This is a genomic window from Paenibacillus oryzisoli (genome assembly GCF_050467285.1).
Classification (GTDB): Bacteria; Bacillota; Bacilli; order Paenibacillales; family NBRC-103111; genus Paenibacillus_E; species Paenibacillus_E oryzisoli_A.
Genome location: NZ_JBCMUN010000014.1, coordinates 58018 through 75611, shown reverse-complemented (window position 1 = coordinate 75611; position 17594 = coordinate 58018). Strand labels below are relative to the sequence as shown.

Annotated in this window: 11 protein-coding genes and 1 other RNA gene; 5 read left to right on the top strand and 7 right to left on the bottom strand. The window is 50.4% G+C overall.

Translation table 11 applies throughout. The annotated features are described in order from the left end of the window. The first annotated feature begins 237 nt into the window (after positions 1 to 237). Positions 238 to 6681: an Ig-like domain-containing protein gene (locus ABE504_RS23370; protein WP_430093325.1), complete on the top strand. Its 6444-nt coding sequence runs from the start codon at positions 238 to 240 to the stop codon at positions 6679 to 6681. Between the two features lie 72 nt (positions 6682 to 6753). Here ABE504_RS23370 and ABE504_RS23365 read toward each other — a convergent pair whose 3' ends face one another. The 6 genes from ABE504_RS23365 to ABE504_RS23340 form a co-directional block, all read right to left on the bottom strand. After that, positions 6754 to 7929 carry a putative glycoside hydrolase gene (locus ABE504_RS23365; protein WP_430093323.1) on the bottom strand — a complete coding sequence of 392 codons (1176 nt, stop codon included), beginning with the start codon at positions 7927 to 7929 and terminating at the stop codon, positions 6754 to 6756. A 144-nt stretch (positions 7930 to 8073) separates the two neighbouring features. Next, the gene (locus tag ABE504_RS23360; RefSeq protein WP_430093320.1) at positions 8074 to 8301 is read right to left on the bottom strand and encodes a Sec-independent protein translocase subunit TatA/TatB; all 228 of its coding nucleotides are present in this window, start codon (positions 8299 to 8301) and stop codon (positions 8074 to 8076) included. 121 nt (positions 8302 to 8422) lie between these two features. Continuing rightward, positions 8423 to 8617, bottom strand: coding sequence for a hypothetical protein (locus ABE504_RS23355; RefSeq protein ID WP_430077101.1), 195 nt, complete (start codon positions 8615 to 8617; stop codon positions 8423 to 8425). 124 nt (positions 8618 to 8741) lie between these two features. After that, a complete protein-coding gene (locus ABE504_RS23350; RefSeq protein WP_430093318.1) occupies positions 8742 to 9566 on the bottom strand; it encodes a YitT family protein in 825 nt (274 codons plus the stop codon). 151 nt (positions 9567 to 9717) lie between these two features. Further along, entirely contained in the window at positions 9718 to 10395 is a 678-nt protein-coding gene (locus ABE504_RS23345) for a DUF4247 domain-containing protein (protein ID WP_430093315.1), read from the bottom strand. A gap of 52 nt (positions 10396 to 10447) precedes the next feature. After that, positions 10448 to 10984, bottom strand: a complete 537-nt coding sequence (locus tag ABE504_RS23340) for a DUF4178 domain-containing protein (protein ID WP_430093312.1) — start codon at positions 10982 to 10984, stop codon at positions 10448 to 10450. 288 nt (positions 10985 to 11272) lie between these two features. Between ABE504_RS23340 and ABE504_RS23335 the strand changes: the two genes are divergently transcribed. From ABE504_RS23335 to ssrS, 3 genes are all read left to right on the top strand, one after another. Next, entirely contained in the window at positions 11273 to 12862 is a 1590-nt protein-coding gene (locus ABE504_RS23335) for a DEAD/DEAH box helicase (protein ID WP_126141415.1), read from the top strand. A 355-nt stretch (positions 12863 to 13217) separates the two neighbouring features. Then, positions 13218 to 14096 carry a YesL family protein gene (locus tag ABE504_RS23330; RefSeq protein ID WP_430093310.1) on the top strand — a complete coding sequence of 293 codons (879 nt, stop codon included), beginning with the start codon at positions 13218 to 13220 and terminating at the stop codon, positions 14094 to 14096. Positions 14097 to 14147: 51 nt separating this feature from the next. Beyond that, a non-coding RNA gene (ssrS, locus tag ABE504_RS23325) (6S RNA) lies at positions 14148 to 14329 on the top strand. 52 nt (positions 14330 to 14381) lie between these two features. On the opposite strand, the gene xylB is transcribed toward ssrS, so the two are convergent. Beyond that, entirely contained in the window at positions 14382 to 15905 is a 1524-nt protein-coding gene (xylB, locus tag ABE504_RS23320) for a xylulokinase (protein WP_430093787.1), read from the bottom strand. Positions 15906 to 16195: 290 nt separating this feature from the next. Between xylB and ABE504_RS23315 the strand changes: the two genes are divergently transcribed. Further along, positions 16196 to 17548 carry an Nramp family divalent metal transporter gene (locus tag ABE504_RS23315; protein WP_430093307.1) on the top strand — a complete coding sequence of 451 codons (1353 nt, stop codon included), beginning with the start codon at positions 16196 to 16198 and terminating at the stop codon, positions 17546 to 17548. Positions 17549 to 17594: the final 46 nt, after the last annotated feature.

The following is a 17594-nucleotide window of genomic DNA, read 5'->3' as shown; positions in this document are numbered from 1 at the left end:
AGCTGATCACTCCTTCTACTTCTATCATAGGGAAAACAAAATCCAATGTAAACCGCTGCCCTGTATCTGCCTAATAGGAATAGGCGAGTCTTCCTGCGGCGAAAAGTCAAAAATTTAGAGTGGAATGTCATATTATTGGAATCCGCGAGGGGGAAGTCAAAGACTATAATCAAAAAAGCTTATCGGAAAGCGCTTTCTTCCGTGAGGCAATATTCATATTTTTGGGGGAGGGGCAACTTGAGCAAGAACTTACGGCAGTTATTCGCATTTATCCTCATCATCGCGCTTGCCTGCAGCGCTATGCCGGGGGGCAAAGCACATGCTTTGGAAAAAAGCGGGGAGCCAGGATTGCTGGCTTGGTACAAGCTGGATGCGCCTTATGAACTGAACAGCAAGAATGTGGCTGAGGATGCATCTGGCAATAGTCATCATTCGATCAGTGCAAGCGGCACTTGGGTCGGGGATGGCGGCGTATACGGCGGAGCGTTATCTTTTAACGGCACCTCCGATCTGATTCAGTTGAATCTGGGCTCGGATCCGGCGGGATCGTACCTGAAAGATGCGTTCACGGAGCATTCCGCTTCGTTATGGTTTAAAGCCAATGACACGCAAAAGCTGCAGGTGCTGTACGAACGCGGAGGCAATGCATCCGGTATGGCCATTCAATTGAATGCGAACAAGCTGGAGGCCGCCGTTGCAAGCGCCGATGTGAGGGGAATCATGTCGGTCGATTTTACGGATACTTCCTCTTGGCATCATGTGATGGTTACGTTCAACAACGGCGTGTTCACGATGTACTTGGATGCGAAAGTCGCCGCCACGAAAACTGTGCCGTTTACGAAAGTGAACACGGCGCTTAATGAAGCGGCTATCGGCGCTAAATTCGCGGTTTATGCATTCGGTGGGGACAGCCAGACGGGGGCATGGTTCAACGGAATGATTGATAATGTGCGATTGTACAACAAAGCGGTTACACCGTCGATCGAAGCGACTGGGGTCAGCTTGAGCAAACCGCGGTTGACCACGACGGTCGGCGAGGCGGTGTATCTTGACGCTTCTTTCCAGCCGTCGATCGCGACGAATCGCAATGTCACCTGGACGTCCAGCGATGAATCCGTCGTGACGGTCGCTGTTTATGATTCAGGACAAGCAGCGGTCGAAGGAAAAAAGGCAGGGAACGCAATCGTAACCGTGACAACGGAGGATGGGAATTATACAGCAGAAAGCGTAGTCACTGTGCTTCCGGCGCGGATCTCCATGCCTTTCGAGGGAATGGAAGCGTGGTATAAGCTGGACGCGCCATTCAGTAATAACGGCAAGCAAGTGGCAGAGGATTCCTCCGGCAACGGGCATCATTCTGTAAGCGCTGTCGGCGCTTGGTTGCCAGAGGGCGGTGTTGACGGAGGCGCCTTCTCCTTCAATGGATTGACAGGCATCATTCAACTCAATACAAGCACAATCTCCTTCTTGCGAGATGAGTTCTCCGCCTTCACCGCTGCAATGTGGTTCAAGCCAACAGATTTGAACACCAGACAGGTGTTGTTTGAGCGCGGAGGCAACGGTGCAGGGCTGGCGATTCAAATTAATGGCGGCAAGCTGGAGGCAGCGATTGTGAATAACAAGCCTGCTATTGATCGCGTCATTCTCTCCACAGCGCTGACTGGTGCGGACCAATGGCATCACGTAGCCGTCTCATTTGGCAACAAATCCTTTAAGCTATTCCTAGACGGACAATTGGCGAAAGAAACCACGACGTCTTTCGATAAAGTTGCCGCAGCGGCCAATGAAGGGGCGATCGGTGCGAGATTCGCTGTTGACGCCTTCGAAGGACCGTCGACCGGGGCCTATTTTAACGGGGTTATCGATGATGTCCGTTTGTACAATGGGGCTGTCGAGCCTATCCTTGGTGCCGTCCACCCGCAAAGCGTCAGTCTGGATCGAGCTGCGGTCACGGTTGGGGCTGGCCTTACGCAGGAGCTGACGGCAACGGTTTTCCCGAAGCACGCAACGAACCAGGATCTGATCTGGACTTCCAGCAATGAATCCATTGCGAAGGTGATGTCGAAGGGTGGCCTGAAGGCATCTGTGCAAGGGGGATCGGTAGGAACGGCGACCATCACTGTAACAACGGTTGATGGGGAATACACGGCTCAGAGTAGTGTGACCGTTGAGAATATTCCGGTAACGGAGGTCGGTCTTACCCCTGCGGCAGCAGAGATGATGATTGGAACGACACAGGCTTTAACAACGACATTCACACCGACGAATGCGACGAACCAGAGCGTGAATTGGTCTTCTGACAACCCGACGATCGCATCGGTGAACGAAACGGGTGTCGTTACAGCACTTCAGCCAGGTACAGCAACGATTACCGCAACGACAGTAGATGGCGCTCATACAGCTTCTGCGGTTGTGACAGTTAAGGGGATCTCGGTCTTGACGATCTCTCCGAACCACTCGAAAGTTGAGTTAGCGGTGGGGGGGACGCAATTGTTAGCAGCCGTCATCTGGCCTAAGAACGCGACGAATAAAAATGTATCCTGGTCAACCTCCGATGCTTCTGTTGCAACGGTTGATGGGAACGGCTGGGTGTCAGCTGTTGGATTGGGCAATGCATCCATTACGGTAACAGCGGAGGACGGAGGCTTTTCGGCAAGCAGTGAAGTCACGGTAAGCCCTTCCGCCATTGAGAAAGTAGATAACTTGTTCAGAGTCTATTCAGGGTCCGAGCTTGGCAAGAAGGCTACCCTCTATGACGGAACGATCGAGAAATATAACGGTTACTATTATGCGATGGGAACCGGTACGCTCGGTAATGTCTATCGTTCAAAGGATATGATTCACTGGGAAAGCCCGTATCGGTTAATTTCGAATGACCCGAGTACGATGCCCTCGCCAGTGACGCCAGCCGATCACAACGAATTAGGCGCATCCGATTTATTTTTCCATAACGGGGTGATGTTCTATATCTACAATGGGACCTCATTGCTCTACGGGGACCCTAGCAAGATGAATACGTCGCCGAATTTCGAGTACGCCCTCAAGGATAAGAAGTTTGATGATGGGATTGACCCTCAATTATTCGTTGCGGCAAACGGAGATTTAATCTTGCTGCGCAAGGTAAATCCGGACGAGGTGGACCCTAATACCGGGGCAGCCAAGCCGGCGAATGCCGGTGCATGGCTTTGGAATGTGCAATCCTTCTTTAATGAGAAGGGCAATCCGGGCCGAAGCAAAGCGATTGAAACGGTTCATACACAGAAGGGCCACTGGGCCAATGTGAACTTTGTCAATTTCGAAGGACCGGAGTTATTTTACCATAATGGCGAGTATTACATGCTGTACGTGGGCAATCAGATGTTCCCGGAAACAGGACTTTATGAGACTGGGGTAGCGCAATCCGATAGCTACGATACAATTACGAACGATTCCAAATATCCGGGCAAGCTGCTGGCGCGCAATATTGAGGGGCTGCTCCTGAAATACAACGTCATCCTGCCGACAGCAGAGCATGGCAGCCAGCCATATCAATATACCTTCACCGCACCTGGGACGGGCTGGAACACGATTGGCTCATCTACAAACGGATGGATGACCGGGGAGGGCGGCTTCGGCTGGCCGGATACGAGAACGGGGAAAATTCCGACCATTGTCAACAACGGGAAAACGGCGCCATCTGAGATTTGGGCGCACCCGAGCGGTCAAGCCTCCATGTGGGCGAAACGTTCCTTCCAGCTGGATAACGTACCGGAGACTACGGTCCTTCGCTATCGTCTGGAGGGGTATGGAAAGCTGTATGTGAACGGCAAGCCTTTCTACACATTCGGTGGTCAGCAGCGAGCCTACAAAATGGTTGAAGTTCCCGCTGATTTACTTCAAGCTGGTGAGAATGTGATTGCCGTAGAGATCAGCAAAAATGGCGGAGCCCCGCTGAATTACTACCATCTGGATTTTGGTCTGTATGATACGAATGGACATCCTGTGGAACCCGACATTATCGGACCATCGCAGCCGAATATGATTAAGGGGCCGAATGGTTTTGAGGATTGGGTCACCTATAAAGCTTTTTGGAACAGTGATGAAGGGCAAGGGAAGGATCGTGTCTACTTCTGGGATCAAGAGATGGTCGTTGACGGACCAACCTCCTACGATTCGGAAGGCATTCATCCGGAGGCTTGGACACCAACTTTCCAAGACAGGTTCGATTCGGAAGCCAGCTTGCAGCATTATGAAATTCCGAACGCCGACGGTGTATCGATCGATAACGAGGCGTTGTATGTTAACGCGCCTAGCGATTCGAAACAAATGCTGCTGAACGGATACGAAGCGGAAAACGTGTTTGTGGAAGCTAATCTTCGATTCGATGACAAGGATTTTGGAGATGAAGGGCAAGCGGGTATTGTTGCCTGGCATCAGGATGAGAATAACTATGTGAATGTATTGATTGACCGCGATGACCGGAAGCTTGTCGTCCAGTCCCGCATCGGCGGCGTTTCCCAAAGTTCAGTCACCGATTTGCCGTCGACGTTTGCCTTCCTGTCCGATGACCCGCGTGCTCAAGACTTTGCGGAGCCATATCATACGCTCAGGATATACAAAAACGGGTCCAAATTGTTTGCGGAATTGGATCACTACACCCTTAACGACGACCAGCCAGTGTTCGAGCATCAAGCGATGGCAGCTCCGGGTCAAATCGGCTTAATCAGCAACAAGGCGAACGTTCGGATGGATAACGTGACCGTGACAACCGGTTGGAGTGAATACGGGACGTATATCAACGGTTGGAATGACGCATGGTCGGTATCCGAGAAAGGCTTGCAGTCCCCTGCGGCTGGGGAAGCGCTCACGGTCAAGGGCGATCGCACGCTCGGGCATGAATTTTCGGTCAATGTGAACACGGGGGCTTTGCCAGAGAATGGGAAAGCGGGCGTCATACTTGAGTATGTAGACGACCAGAACTACGTGACGGCAAGTACGAATTATGCCACGAACCAATTCGAACTGCGCAAGGTTGTGAATGGCCAGGAGGAAATCATGTCTTCCGCTCCTACGGCGCGAGATACGATCTATGGGCATAGCAACTATGCAGAAAATGGCCAGCGCGAGTATGTTTACGATCTGCGTGCGGAAGCGAAAATTTCGTCGGCGAAAATTCTGTGGTTCAACGGTCTGTTCGCGTACATGAACAAGAACTTTGAACTGCCGCAAACGAACTCGGCAGATTTCAAGTTCGACAGTCAGAAGGACGGTTGGAACGCTGTGCCGTTCACCTATCAAGACAAGGGTAAAGGCGATTATCATGTTGCCAACTTTACCGACCCTGTAAAAACAAGTCAGCTTCGACTGAGCGTGCCTTCAGAGTTGAATCGCCCGTTCTCCTTCGCCTTACGCGAAGAGATCAGTGCACAAAACTTCTACAAGGTAGTTCGGTCGAAGGGGAAAATCTACGTTTGGGTGAACAACAATCTGATTTTTAACGCCGTAGATCCTTTCGAAAACAGGCCAGCCCAGACAGGCTTGTATACAGATGGCATCCAGGCGACCTACAACGCCTTTACCGGTTTCGACGTATCGGGACAACTTCCGGCGAGCGACAACGGAGGCGATAACGGCGGCAACGGCGATGACGATTCATCCGAACCCGGAGGATCTGTCGACGACGGAGGCAGCCCATCGCAGGAAACTCCTGCCGGAGAAAGCACGCCACCAGCCTTAGATAGCAAGGCACAGCAAACAGATGTAAGCCCGGAAGCAAGCCAGCAGTTGGAGCTGGAAGGTGGAGTAAAGATTCAAATTCCTGCGGGAGCCGTATCTTCAAAAGGGACAATGCGGATCACGGTCGTCGAACCGGACCAGCTTCCGTCGAATGGCGATCTTCAATCCGTCAGCCCGATTTTCGAACTGTCAAGTACGACGGGCAATCGATTTTCGCTGCCGCTCCAGCTCTCGTTTGTCTACGATGCCAAGCAAGTGAAGCCGGGGAGCGGGCCGGCCGTGTACTATTATAACGAAAGCCAAAAGCGTTGGATCTTCATTGGTGGAACCGTAAAGGAAGATGGAACGATCCAAGTGAGTGTCGATCACTTCACCAAGTTCGCTGTTTTCTCCTATGAACCGACTGTAATGAAGGATATGGCGAATCATTGGGCAGGAAGCTACGTTCGCCGACTCACTGGGATGAATGTCACAGCTGGATACCCGGATGGCAACTTCCAACCGGACGCAACCGTAACAAGGGCTGAATTTGCCAAGATGTTGGTTTCGGCTCTGGGTAGTGAAGCGGCTTCCCGTGACACGCACTTCTCGGATGAAGCGAAAATCCCGACTTGGGCGAAGCCGTACATCGTATCCGCCGTGGAAGCGGGCCTCATTCAAGGCTACGAGGAAGCCGGCGCAACTAGCTTCAAAGGCGATCTTTCCGTCACGAGAGCAGAAGCAGCCGTGATGACGGCAAGAGCTTTGCAAATTTACGGAAACGGCACCACCGGTTTGACGAGCAAAGCACCGAGCCTGAAGGACGCTTCGGACATTCCGTCCTGGGCGAAGCCATCGATCGATAGCGCTCTGTCTGCGGGCATCCTGAATGGTTATGAGGATGGCACTTTCCGCGCGGGCCAAACAACGACGAGAGGCGAAGCAGCCGCGATGATTTACAAATTGCTGACTGCGCTGGGCATCTAGCTTTAAGCAGCACACAAAGAGACCATCTCGCACGAAGGAGGTGGTCTCTTTTTTTAGAGATAATGAGTCCGTTTAGTAATTTACGTTCGGCGTATAATTATTGTTTGCATTCCATAACAAGAACTCGTTTATGCCGTTTTCTTTCAGCGCGCGTACTTGTTCTTCGATTTCATGCTTGCCGTACTTGATATAACCTGACACCCAAGATGCCGTAAAATCTTGAATCCACGGCCGCACGACCGGCTTCCAGCCTTTCGCGTCGATGGTCGTCAGTTTTTTCTCGATGTCTTTGGAGGCGCCGTTAATTGTCTGATAGGGAGCAGCGTCAGGTACCTTCGCGCCGAACCAGCCAGTGCTGTAATGACTCGGATAAATCATTGGGGCAATGACGTCGACGTTTTGCGAGATTTTCTCGAAATCCTGGCCAATACCTTCCGCGGCAGGAACTGATGCGGCATAGCCGAAAATATCGACCGAGACGCGAACGCCAAGCGGTTGTAATTGTTCTTTGGCGTATTTAACGAAGGCTGCAACGGCTTGGATGCGCGTGCGCTCGTCTTTCGTATATTGGAGAATGTCCGCGCGCTTCTCAAAGCCTTCCGGGAATCTCACGTAGTCGAACTGAATTTCTTTAAAACCGGCTTTGACCGCTTCCTTGGCGACGGCGATATTATAATCCCATACATCTTTGTTATACGGGTTCACGAAGCTGTCTTTGCCGTTGTTCCACAGCGTGCCGTCAGGGTTCACGTAGGACCATTCCGGTTTCTGTTTGGCTAGCACCGTATCTTTAAATACGACAATCCGGGCGATCGGATAAATTTGATGCTCGGTCAAGGTAGACATAAGTCCTGGCATGTTGCCGATAATTTTCTGTGTGGTCCCCATAGCGTCCAGTTCCGGATTGCCGGTTTCCCAGGTGATATATCCCCAATCGTCTTTGACGTCAATAACCATGGAGTTCAGATCGGTATCGTCGAGGAGTTTCACCAACGTAGTCAGACGGGAGCCGCCCGCGCTGTGCGCTGTGGCATAAATGCCTTTGACGATTGGTGCGTCTTTCTGCGGATCTTGCTTGTTCACAGGATCCAGTGGATCGGCATTCGGTGCAGGCGTTGCGGGCTGGACGATGGCGGTTGCTTTATCTGCTTGCAGAGAAGCTTGAACAAGCTGATCAAAATTAGCATCCGGGTGAGCGGCATTAACATTGCCCAGAATAAGGGCGAGTGAAGCGAGTAAAATATCCATGGTGTGATGAGTCCTCTCCAATCTTTGTTTCTAGCTTTCATTATAAGCCAAGCTTGAAATTACGCACAGAGGGAAATTGTAGAGGATTGTAAAATTTTGCAGAAAAAAACACCTGAAAGCGATTTGCCTTCAGGTGTCTTCGGATTACTTGTCCTGTGCAGCCGCGCTTGCGACGTCAGGATTGATTTCTTTGCGAGATTGAGCAGGCAGTTCTTCAGCTGTCGAATTGCCGCTGTTTGAGTTTGTAGCGTCTTTGAATTCCCGAAACATTTTACCGAAACCCCGGCCAAGCTCTGGAAGTTTATTCGGACCGAACAACAGCAGGGCGACAATCGCGATGAGAATGATGTGCCAAGGAGATAATGCTCCCATACAAGACACCTCCATTATTTAATCATATGACCATTATATCACGCCGAGAGTAAAATCTATACAGCCTATTTATTACAAACTTAATAATTTTTTTGGCCGGCTGCATGCAAAAAAAGACACCCTAGTGGTACAGGGCGTCCTTATGGTGTTCGGTAATACTGAATTGAATAATTTCCATAACATCTTCGGCATCCAGCGATTCAATACCAAACTGCAGTACGATTTCCGACTCCAGTTCATAACTGGTAAGAGAAGGATACAACTCCGGTGTTAATTTCATTACAATCCTGGATAATTTGACTGTCTCCACAAGCATCACCCTTCCAATCGAGAGATTAGAATAAGAACTACGCCTGAATTACATCGCTGAAAGCCAGAACTATATGAAATTACGTTTATTATATCACAAAACCAGTTGGAATAAAGGGGCGTTTCGGCAATTAATGTTTCGGTCTTCGAAATTCCCCGACAACACCGGCCGTTTCAACGATATTGACGAACGCTTTCGGGTCGCTTTGCTTAATAATTCGTTTTAGCTCCGCCAGCTCATAGCGCGTGGTGACGGTCATCAACATATCATGTTGCTGTTTGGTATAAGCGCCTTCTGTTTTAATCAACGTAACGCCGCGCGGAATTTGCAGGAGATGCTCGATAATCGCGTCTTTGTTTTTGGTTACAATGAAGGCCGTCACTTTAACATGGCGGATATGTACCGTATCGACAACTTTGCCAGAGATGTAGATCGCCAGCATGGAAAAAAGCGCGAGATCCCAATTGTCTTTGTAATAGCCAAGTACAACAATCACGATACCGTTCATCGCGGATAGAACTGTGCCTAAAGGGAAATCGAACTTTCGGGTCAGGAGGGAGCCGACGATGTCGAAGCCGCCGCTTGATCCGCCGATGCGAAGTGTAATCCCGCTGCCGATGCCAATCAGCACGCCACCGAATACCGCAGCGAGCATCGGTTCTTTAGCGACAGCCGTCATAGGCAAAATTTGCATCATCCACGTGGTCAGGATAACGGAAATGACGCTAATTATAATGAATCGGCGACCGATAGAAATCATTCCCCAAATCATAAGCGGCAGATTGAAAAATAAATAAAGAAAGCCGATGTTGAGATTCGTAAAATAGCCAACAAGCATAGCGACCCCGGATACTCCGCCGCTAAGCAGTTGGTGGGGGATCAAAAACAGGTTGAAGCCAACTGCGACAAGCCATGCGCCAACGAGAACGATTGCGGCATCCAGCGCTTTTTTCAAACCAAATCACCTCTAAAAATAGTATGCAGCATAATGCAAGTATAATTCATTTGAGGAAAACTTCAATAATTAATTAACATGTGGTTAATAAAGCTGGAAAAAGAAAAAAAGCTGTGTCCATTGCAATGGACAACAGCTTGGCGGTCGCGCGTTACCGGCGCTTGAACGATCCAGTTTTCTTCGAAGTGCTCGGCTTGCTTACAGAAGGCTTCGTCACCTTGTTCGGGGTGGAACCGTCGTTCTTGCGAGTCGTTGACGAACTGCCCGAGCTTGGATTTGCGGCTCCGCTGGTAAAGCTCCCCGTCCGGTCCGATGTCGTCGGCTTCTTGGCGGTGGAAGAGCCGGTAGAGGGCGTCGCGGTGTAGGACGGCGACTTGGTGTAGCCACGGTAATCGTACGAACTGCCGCGGTTGTTGTTCCAGCCGCCCCCGAAGATCGATTGCAGCAGCGTCGCTGTCAAGTAGCCTTGTAGAAAAGATGAGTCATAATGCGATTTGGCGTACTCAATGGTATCGATCTGCACAAGGGTATTGCTGTCGTTGCTCGGATCTTTTTGCAAGTTGATCACTTTATCGTTATAAACAAGGAACATCTGGTCTTCCGATTCCTTGCTCTTTTCTTTGGGGGATTCCTTCGCTGCGAGTTCGGTGGCAACCGCCGGGACTTTCTTCCCGTCCACTTCGTAGACTTTAGACATATTGGTTCCCTTGCCGTCTACACTGACGAGCGGGTATTCGTCTCTGACGTATTTCCCGGCGTCCGCGCCGCAAGCGGTGAGAAGTGCAATGATCAACAGAAAGGAAATCCATGCCGTCCATTTCTTCATCATAGTCGCGATTTCTCCTTTCCGGAACATGGTATTCGGTCCTAGCATAACGTAATTAAAGCGTCGATTTTAAAAATTTGATCTGATTGCCCGGTGTGCGCTCGCCTTCCATCGCTACGAATTTGCCGTCTTGCCATTGCAGGAAGAAGAAATGCTGATCGGGGCCAAAATAGCGCCAGAAAATAACATCGTCACCGCTGCGGAAATCGGTATTTCCTTCCGTACGGGTTACGTCACTGCGGTGGAATTCGAGTTCAAACGTCGCGTCGTCATCCAAATTGAGCGTCGTAGGTACATCGTTCGGATCATCCAGCGCGCCTTCCAGGAAACCGCACAGGAAGCAGTCGAGCGTGCGTCCCTTCTCGACAATCAAGCACTGCATGTTTTTGCCGCTCTGCAAATAATAGGCGTAGCGGTGGGGAGCGAAACCGCGGTCGAAATAAATGACTTTTCCGGTAATCACATACTCTTCAAGATCGACGTTCATAATATCGCCTACGCGGGCATCTTCAAGCGGACTGCCGGATTGCGCAGGCGCGGGGACTTCTTTATTGCTTCTTATAATATTGCTGACACGTTTGAAAATCGACATGGCCCTAACTCTCCCTTACTTGTTCCGTTTTATTGTTCTCCCCTTTACTACGTTTCACTTATTCATTCGGTTTCGTTTCCCACATAAGAAAGAAGCCACTGGTAATGTGTATTTCAGTTGTGCTATAATATTTTAGATGTTCTTAAGGACGGCCTGTTGGATCATGGAAGATTTGTAATCGAAAGTGAATTCCACAATGAAACTATAGAGAAGGATAGGAAGTCGTACTTAAGGGTAAAAAAGATACAAGGCATTAGCCTGCCCTGTACAAAAGGAGATTGAATTTATTTGAAAACATTTCAAGAGTTTGGTTTAGACTCATCAGTTTTGCGTGCGATCACGGAGATGGGGTTTGAAGAATCCACACCAATCCAAGAAAAAACGATTCCGCTTGCTATGGAAGGACGCGACCTCATCGGTCAAGCCCAGACCGGTACCGGGAAAACGGCGGCATTTGGCATTCCGCTGGTCAACAAAATCAATATTAAAGAAGAGCGTATTTCCGCTTTAATTATGTGTCCGACACGGGAGCTTGCCATCCAGGTTGCGGAAGAGATCGAAAAGCTCGGCCGTTTCAAAGGCATCCGTTCCTTGCCGATTTACGGCGGACAGGATATCGTCAAACAAATTCGCGCACTGAAAAAGAAACCGCAAATCATCATCGGTACCCCTGGTCGTCTGCTTGACCATATCAACCGCAAAACGATTAAACTCGACGATGTTCAAACGGTTATTTTGGACGAAGCAGATGAAATGCTGGACATGGGCTTCATGGATGATATCCAATCCATCTTGAAGCTGGTACCGGAAGAGCGTCACACGATGCTGTTCTCCGCAACAATGCCTGCGAACATTCAACGTCTCGCACAACAATTCCTTCGCAATCCGGAGCACGTCTCCGTTATTCCGAAACAAGTGAGCGCGCCGACAATCGAGCAAGCTTACATTGAATTGCACGAGAAACAAAAATTTGAAGCGTTGAGCCGTCTGATCGACATGGAAGCGCCTGATCTTGCGATCGTCTTCGGTCGTACGAAGCGCCGCGTTGACGAATTGTCAGAAGCTCTGCAAAAAAGAGGCTATGCAGCAGAAGGCTTGCATGGTGACTTGTCTCAGAACCAACGTGACAATGTTATGCGTAAATTCCGTGACGGCAGCATCGACGTCCTAGTTGCGACGGATGTCGCGGCGCGCGGTCTCGACGTATCCGGTGTGACCCACGTTATCAACTTTGACCTTCCGCAAGACCCAGAAAGCTATGTACACCGGATCGGTCGTACAGGCCGCGCGGGTAAAGAAGGTACAGCATGGACGTTCGTAACGCCTCGTGAAATCGACCACCTGCATTTCATCGAGAAAGTTACGCGTCACAAAATCAACAAAAAACCTTTGCCTAGCTTGGCGGAAGCGATCGAAGGCAAACAAAAATTGACGGCTGAGCGTATTCTGGATCTTCTTCAAAAAGAAGAGCACTCCGAATTCAAAGGCCTTGCCATTCAATTGTTAGAGCAGTACGATTCCGTGAATCTGCTTGCCGCAGCGATGAAATTGCTGACTGGCGACAAGAAAGATCTAGTGATCGAGCTTACACCGGAAGATCCGATTCGTGCAAGAAAGAAAAAATTCGATGTGCGCAGCTCCGGTCGTCGCGTAGGCGGCAACTACGGTTCCGGTTCGGGCGACCGTCGTCAAGGCGGTTACGGGTCCGGCGGTTCAGGTTCCCGCTATCCGCGTAAAGACGGCAACCGTGAGTACGGCAGCCGTGAAGGCGGCGGCAGTTCTTACTCCAAAAACCGTGAATATGGTAGCAACTACTCCGGCAACCGCGATCGCTCCAGAGCGCCTCGCAAGAGTGAAGATACACTTGTAAGCAAATAAGCTTGAAGAAAAAGAAGGCGGAGATCCGAAGATCTCCGCCTTCTTCCTATCATATCGCAATTAGAATACGAATGCGCTAGTGATGATCACGAGTAGGATAAAGAGAACCAAAACTGCTGCTGCTGTATTTCCGCCTGCATAAGACATACGATCAACCTCCTGAAATTGATGTGGGGGTAGTGCGACTAGACAATATATCCTATGTAAAAAAAACCTAGAACGACTAGACGTCTACCTATCTGTTCGAAAATAGGCTATAATGGAACGTAAGGCAAATAGGACAAGTCCGCAAATGATCGATTCATTACAACGTAGAAAGTTTTCCGAAATGGAAACGCTTAAAGGAGGAAGAAGTTTGGAATTTAAAGGCGTAATGGGTGGATTATACAAAATATCCGAATGGATTATGCGATTCTCGGTTATTAATCTGCTGTGGATCATTTGTTCGATACCGGTTTTCTTTTTATTCTTTATGGGGCTTGTTAGCCTCAATGAGCATCCGGATGCACTTAAAACCATGCTGTTGCCTATCGGCGCATTGACGCCATTTACGTTGTTTCCCGCAACAACTGCGATGTTCGCTGTTGCAAGGAAATGGGTGACAGGCGAAGAAGATGTGTCGCTGCTCAAAACGTTTTTCCGCGGCTATAAGGAAAACTACGTACAGAGCATGATTGGCGGTATCTTTTATGTGCTTGTTTTCACGATTATTAGCGTGAACTACTTCTTCTATTTGAAACAGGGCAATTCGCTGAAAATATTGGCGGTGCTGTTCATTGCTTTCACGATTATTATGATCATCTCGTTGTTTAATTTCTTCTCAATCATCGTTCATCTGCATATGAAAATTTTCCAAATCATCAAGAACTCCGTTCTGATTTCGATTGGCAATCCAATCAACTCCATTGTGCTGCTGATTTGTAATGGTTTGATTGTGTACATTTGCGTCACAAAGTTCAACTTCTTCCTTGTTGTTTTCTTTATGGGCAGCATTGTGGCGACCTTCTCCTTCTGGCAGTTTAACCGCAGCTTTACAAAGCTGCAAATGAAGCAGCAGGAGCTGGAAGAGAAAGAGCAGCAGCGCCTGGCTGAAGCTGAGGCTGAGGCAGCAGAAGCGGAAGCTGAAGCTGAAGCAGGGCAAGACCGCGAAGTTGATGCCATTGAGAAGTCCGATGCTGACATTGTTGATGGCAACGTGCATAAAAAAGAAGAGAATGACAACAATAGAAACTAATCCTACCGGTTGATTCTTAGACCAGTTGGATCTATAATGAGACTACACAGAAGAATCCTGCGGTGTACGTAACGGTTTTCAGTTGTTTTAAACCAATGACTGTTTCTAGGGAGACCTATATTGAAGCGCGGCTGACATGCCCTCGAAAAGGGACCTCAAATGCGTTTCTGCGGACACCCACCTGCGAGAGCGGGTTTGAAGCACCAAAACCGGACGGCATGCGCGGGTTTCTTCGTATAAAAAAGAGGTTGAATGGGACATCGCCCGTTCAACCTCTTTTTTATTTTATTCAGCCTGTTCTGCCAAGTCGCTAAGCTGGTGGAACGTGCTCTGCAGTGTGCCATAAAGGCCGCGGAACAGTTCATAATAGACTACATATTTGGCCTGATTGGCAGGATTCGGTTCCGTGCGGCTTGTCACCTGGATCCAGGCGTCGCAGAGCTCTGTGATGTCTTTGTTCAGTACGCCGGAAGCAGCCATGATCGCAGCGCCGTAGGCCGGACCGTCCGTTGAGTTGACCGTCACGACCGGGATACCGAAAATATCGGCGATCATTTGCCGCCAGAACGGGCTTTTGGCGCCGCCGCCATTGACGCGCAGCTCGCTGACTTCAATGCCCGAGGCGCGGATCAGTTCCAGGGAGTCGCGCAGCCCGAACGTGATGCCTTCCAGCAGCGCGCGCGTCAGATGCGCTTTGCCGTGGCGCAGATTGAGCCCGATGAAGGCGCCGCGCGCTTTGGGGTCCGGATGCGGCGTACGCTCGCCAGACAAGTACGGTAAGAACAGCAGGCCTTCGCTGCCCAGTGGCGCTGTCTCCGCATCGGCCGTCAATATTTCGTAGACGTCCCTGCCTTCGCGCTCGGCGCGGGCCATTTCCTCCTGGGCAAAATGGTTGCGCCACCACTGGAACGAGCCGCCGGCCGCCAGCATGACGCCCATACGGTGCCATTTGCCCGGCACACCGTGGCAGAACGAATGAAGCCGGTACGCTTCATCGACTTGATAGGTGTCGTCGTGCACGAAGACGACGCCGGACGTGCCGAGGGCGACCGAGGCGATGCCGGAACGGACGACGCCGACACCGACGGCGCCGCACGCTTGGTCGCCGCCGCCGACCACGACCGGCGTGCCGGCGGCGAGGCCGGTCAAGGCTGCCGCCTCAGGCAGCAGGCGGCCGGCGATGTCGCCGCTCTCGTAGAGCGGCGGCAGCCAGGCGAGCGGGATGTCCAACCGCTCGCAGACGGCGTTAGACCAGCTTCTGGACGCGACGTCCAGAAGCAAGGTCCCGCTGGCGTCGGCCATGTCCATGCCGAACGCGCCCGTCAGGCGCAGCCTGACGTAGTCCTTCGGCAGCAGCAGGTGCCGAACGCGAGCGTAATGCTCCGGCTCATGCTGCCGGAGCCAGAGCAGCTTGGGCGCGGTGAAGCCCGTCAGCGCCCGGTTGCCCGTGAGGCGGCCGAGTTCGGCTTGGCCGACGGTCGCCTCGATGTATGCGCACTGCTCCGCCGTGCGCTGGTCGCACCAGAGCAGCGCAGGCCGGATGACCTGCTGCGCTTCGTCCAGGAAGACCGAGCCGTGCATCTGGCCGGAGAAACCGATGCCGGCGATGTCGGACGCAGACACCTGCGATTGCTCGAGCAGGCCGCGGATACTGGCAATGGTCGCCTGCCACCAGTCTTCCGGATCTTGCTCGGCCCAGCCAGGTTCTGGCTGTGAGAGTGGATAAGAGACGGAATAAGAATCAATGACAGCGCCTTCATCATTGATAAGAATGCATTTGATGGCGGATGTGCCCAAATCTAAGCCCATGAAGTATGACAATGATAAATCCTCCCAGCGATCTCATTTATATTTTCTTTGTTTGTTTATTGAATATACAAAGTATAACATACTTTTATGCCATTGTGTCATTCTTTTTCGCTATAAAGAAAGCCTGCTGTGAACAAAGGTGGACGTTGTCCAAAGTTTTTCCTTAGGGAAAAATAATTTCTTATGCACATAAGTGTTTACCTATAGCATAATATGAGGATATGTAGTATACTTCAATTAAAAGTTTCCCTAGTTCAACATTATTGCGTATGAGAAAGAAGGTTACGAAGATGGAAGTTGCAGTGAAAAAGCAGCCTGAACAGGATCCGAAGGGCTGGAGAAGGAAATCTCCTATGCCCAGTCTTCCTGAAGTGCATAGTTCAATGAAGGTTCCGAAGAAGGCAGGATTTTTCCGTAAACTGTTAGCTTTCGTCGGACCGGGATATCTGGTCGCGGTCGGATACATGGATCCGGGCAACTGGGCGACGGATTTAGCCGGCGGTTCACAATTTGGATATACCTTGCTTTCTGTCATTTTAATATCGAATTTGATGGCGATTTTATTGCAAGCTTTAGCTGGGCGTCTTGGCATTGCAACGGGTCGCGATTTGGCGCAAGCCTGCCGGGATCATTATAGTAAACCGGTCTCGTTTGCCTTATGGATTTTGTGCGAGTTGGCGATTGCGGCTTGCGATTTGGCCGAGGTCATCGGTGCGGCGATTGCTTTAAAGCTTTTATTCGGACTTCCGCTTATTTACGGGGTGATTCTGACTTCATTGGACGTTATCCTCGTCCTAATGCTTCAGAAGCGCGGCTTTCGTTACATTGAAGCGATGGTTATTTCTTTGATGGTACTTATTATTTTCTGCTTTGTGATGGAAATGATTTTCTCCAGACCGGAATTTGCCGCAGTAGCGCAAGGGTTTATTCCTAAGACGGAAATTGTCACGAACCCAGCGATGCTCTACATTGCGCTCGGTATTCTCGGGGCCACGGTGATGCCGCACAACTTGTATTTGCATTCGTCGATCGTTCAAACGCGCAAAATCGAACCGACGTCGGAAGGCAAAAGAGAAGCGATCAAGTTTGCGACCATAGATTCCACGGTAGCGCTTATGCTTGCTTTGTTCGTCAATGCCGCGATTCTCATTTTGTCCGCAGCTGCCTTTCATTCCGCGGGCAAAGAAGTGGCTGAAATTCAGGACGCGTATCACTTACTCGGGCCTATGCTTGGCACCGGCGCGGCTAGTATCCTATTTGCGGTCGCCCTGCTCGCCTCCGGTCAAAACTCCACACTTACCGGCACACTTGCCGGCCAGATCGTGATGGAGGGCTTTCTGAACATTCGGTTGGCGCCTTGGCTGCGCCGGCTGATTACGCGCTTGATCGCTATTATTCCGGCGGTGATCGTCATTGGGATTTACGGCGAGAGCGGCGCTACGGATCTTCTTATTTTGAGCCAGGTCATCTTGTCGCTCCAATTATCGTTCGCGGTTATTCCGCTAGTGAAGTTTACCTCTGATCGCAAGAAAATGGGCGAGTTTGTTTCACCGCGGTGGATGTCAATTCTTAGTTGGGTTGTCGCGATTGTCATTGCTTGTTTAAACATTTATTTGTTGATCGGCACTTTTTCTGGAAACTAATTAGAAAATTCTGTGAAATGAAACCATCGGCACTTGTCAAATCGGG

Bases quoted from the DNA above. Each gene is read 5' to 3' on its own strand.
- ABE504_RS23355 (WP_430077101.1), bottom strand. From the start codon at position 8,617: ATGCTTGTGGAGACAGTCAAATTATCCAGGATTGTAATGAAATTAACA.
- xylB (WP_430093787.1), bottom strand. From the start codon at position 15,905: ATGGGCTTAGATTTGGGCACATCCGCCATCAAATGCATTCTTATCAAT.
- ABE504_RS23365 (WP_430093323.1), bottom strand. From the start codon at position 7,929: ATGGATATTTTACTCGCTTCACTCGCCCTTATTCTGGGCAATGTTAAT.
- ABE504_RS23340 (WP_430093312.1), bottom strand. From the start codon at position 10,984: ATGTCGATTTTCAAACGTGTCAGCAATATTATAAGAAGCAATAAAGAA.
- ABE504_RS23345 (WP_430093315.1), bottom strand. From the start codon at position 10,395: ATGATGAAGAAATGGACGGCATGGATTTCCTTTCTGTTGATCATTGCA.
- ABE504_RS23315 (WP_430093307.1), top strand. From the start codon at position 16,196: ATGGAAGTTGCAGTGAAAAAGCAGCCTGAACAGGATCCGAAGGGCTGG.
- ABE504_RS23360 (WP_430093320.1), bottom strand. From the start codon at position 8,301: ATGGGAGCATTATCTCCTTGGCACATCATTCTCATCGCGATTGTCGCC.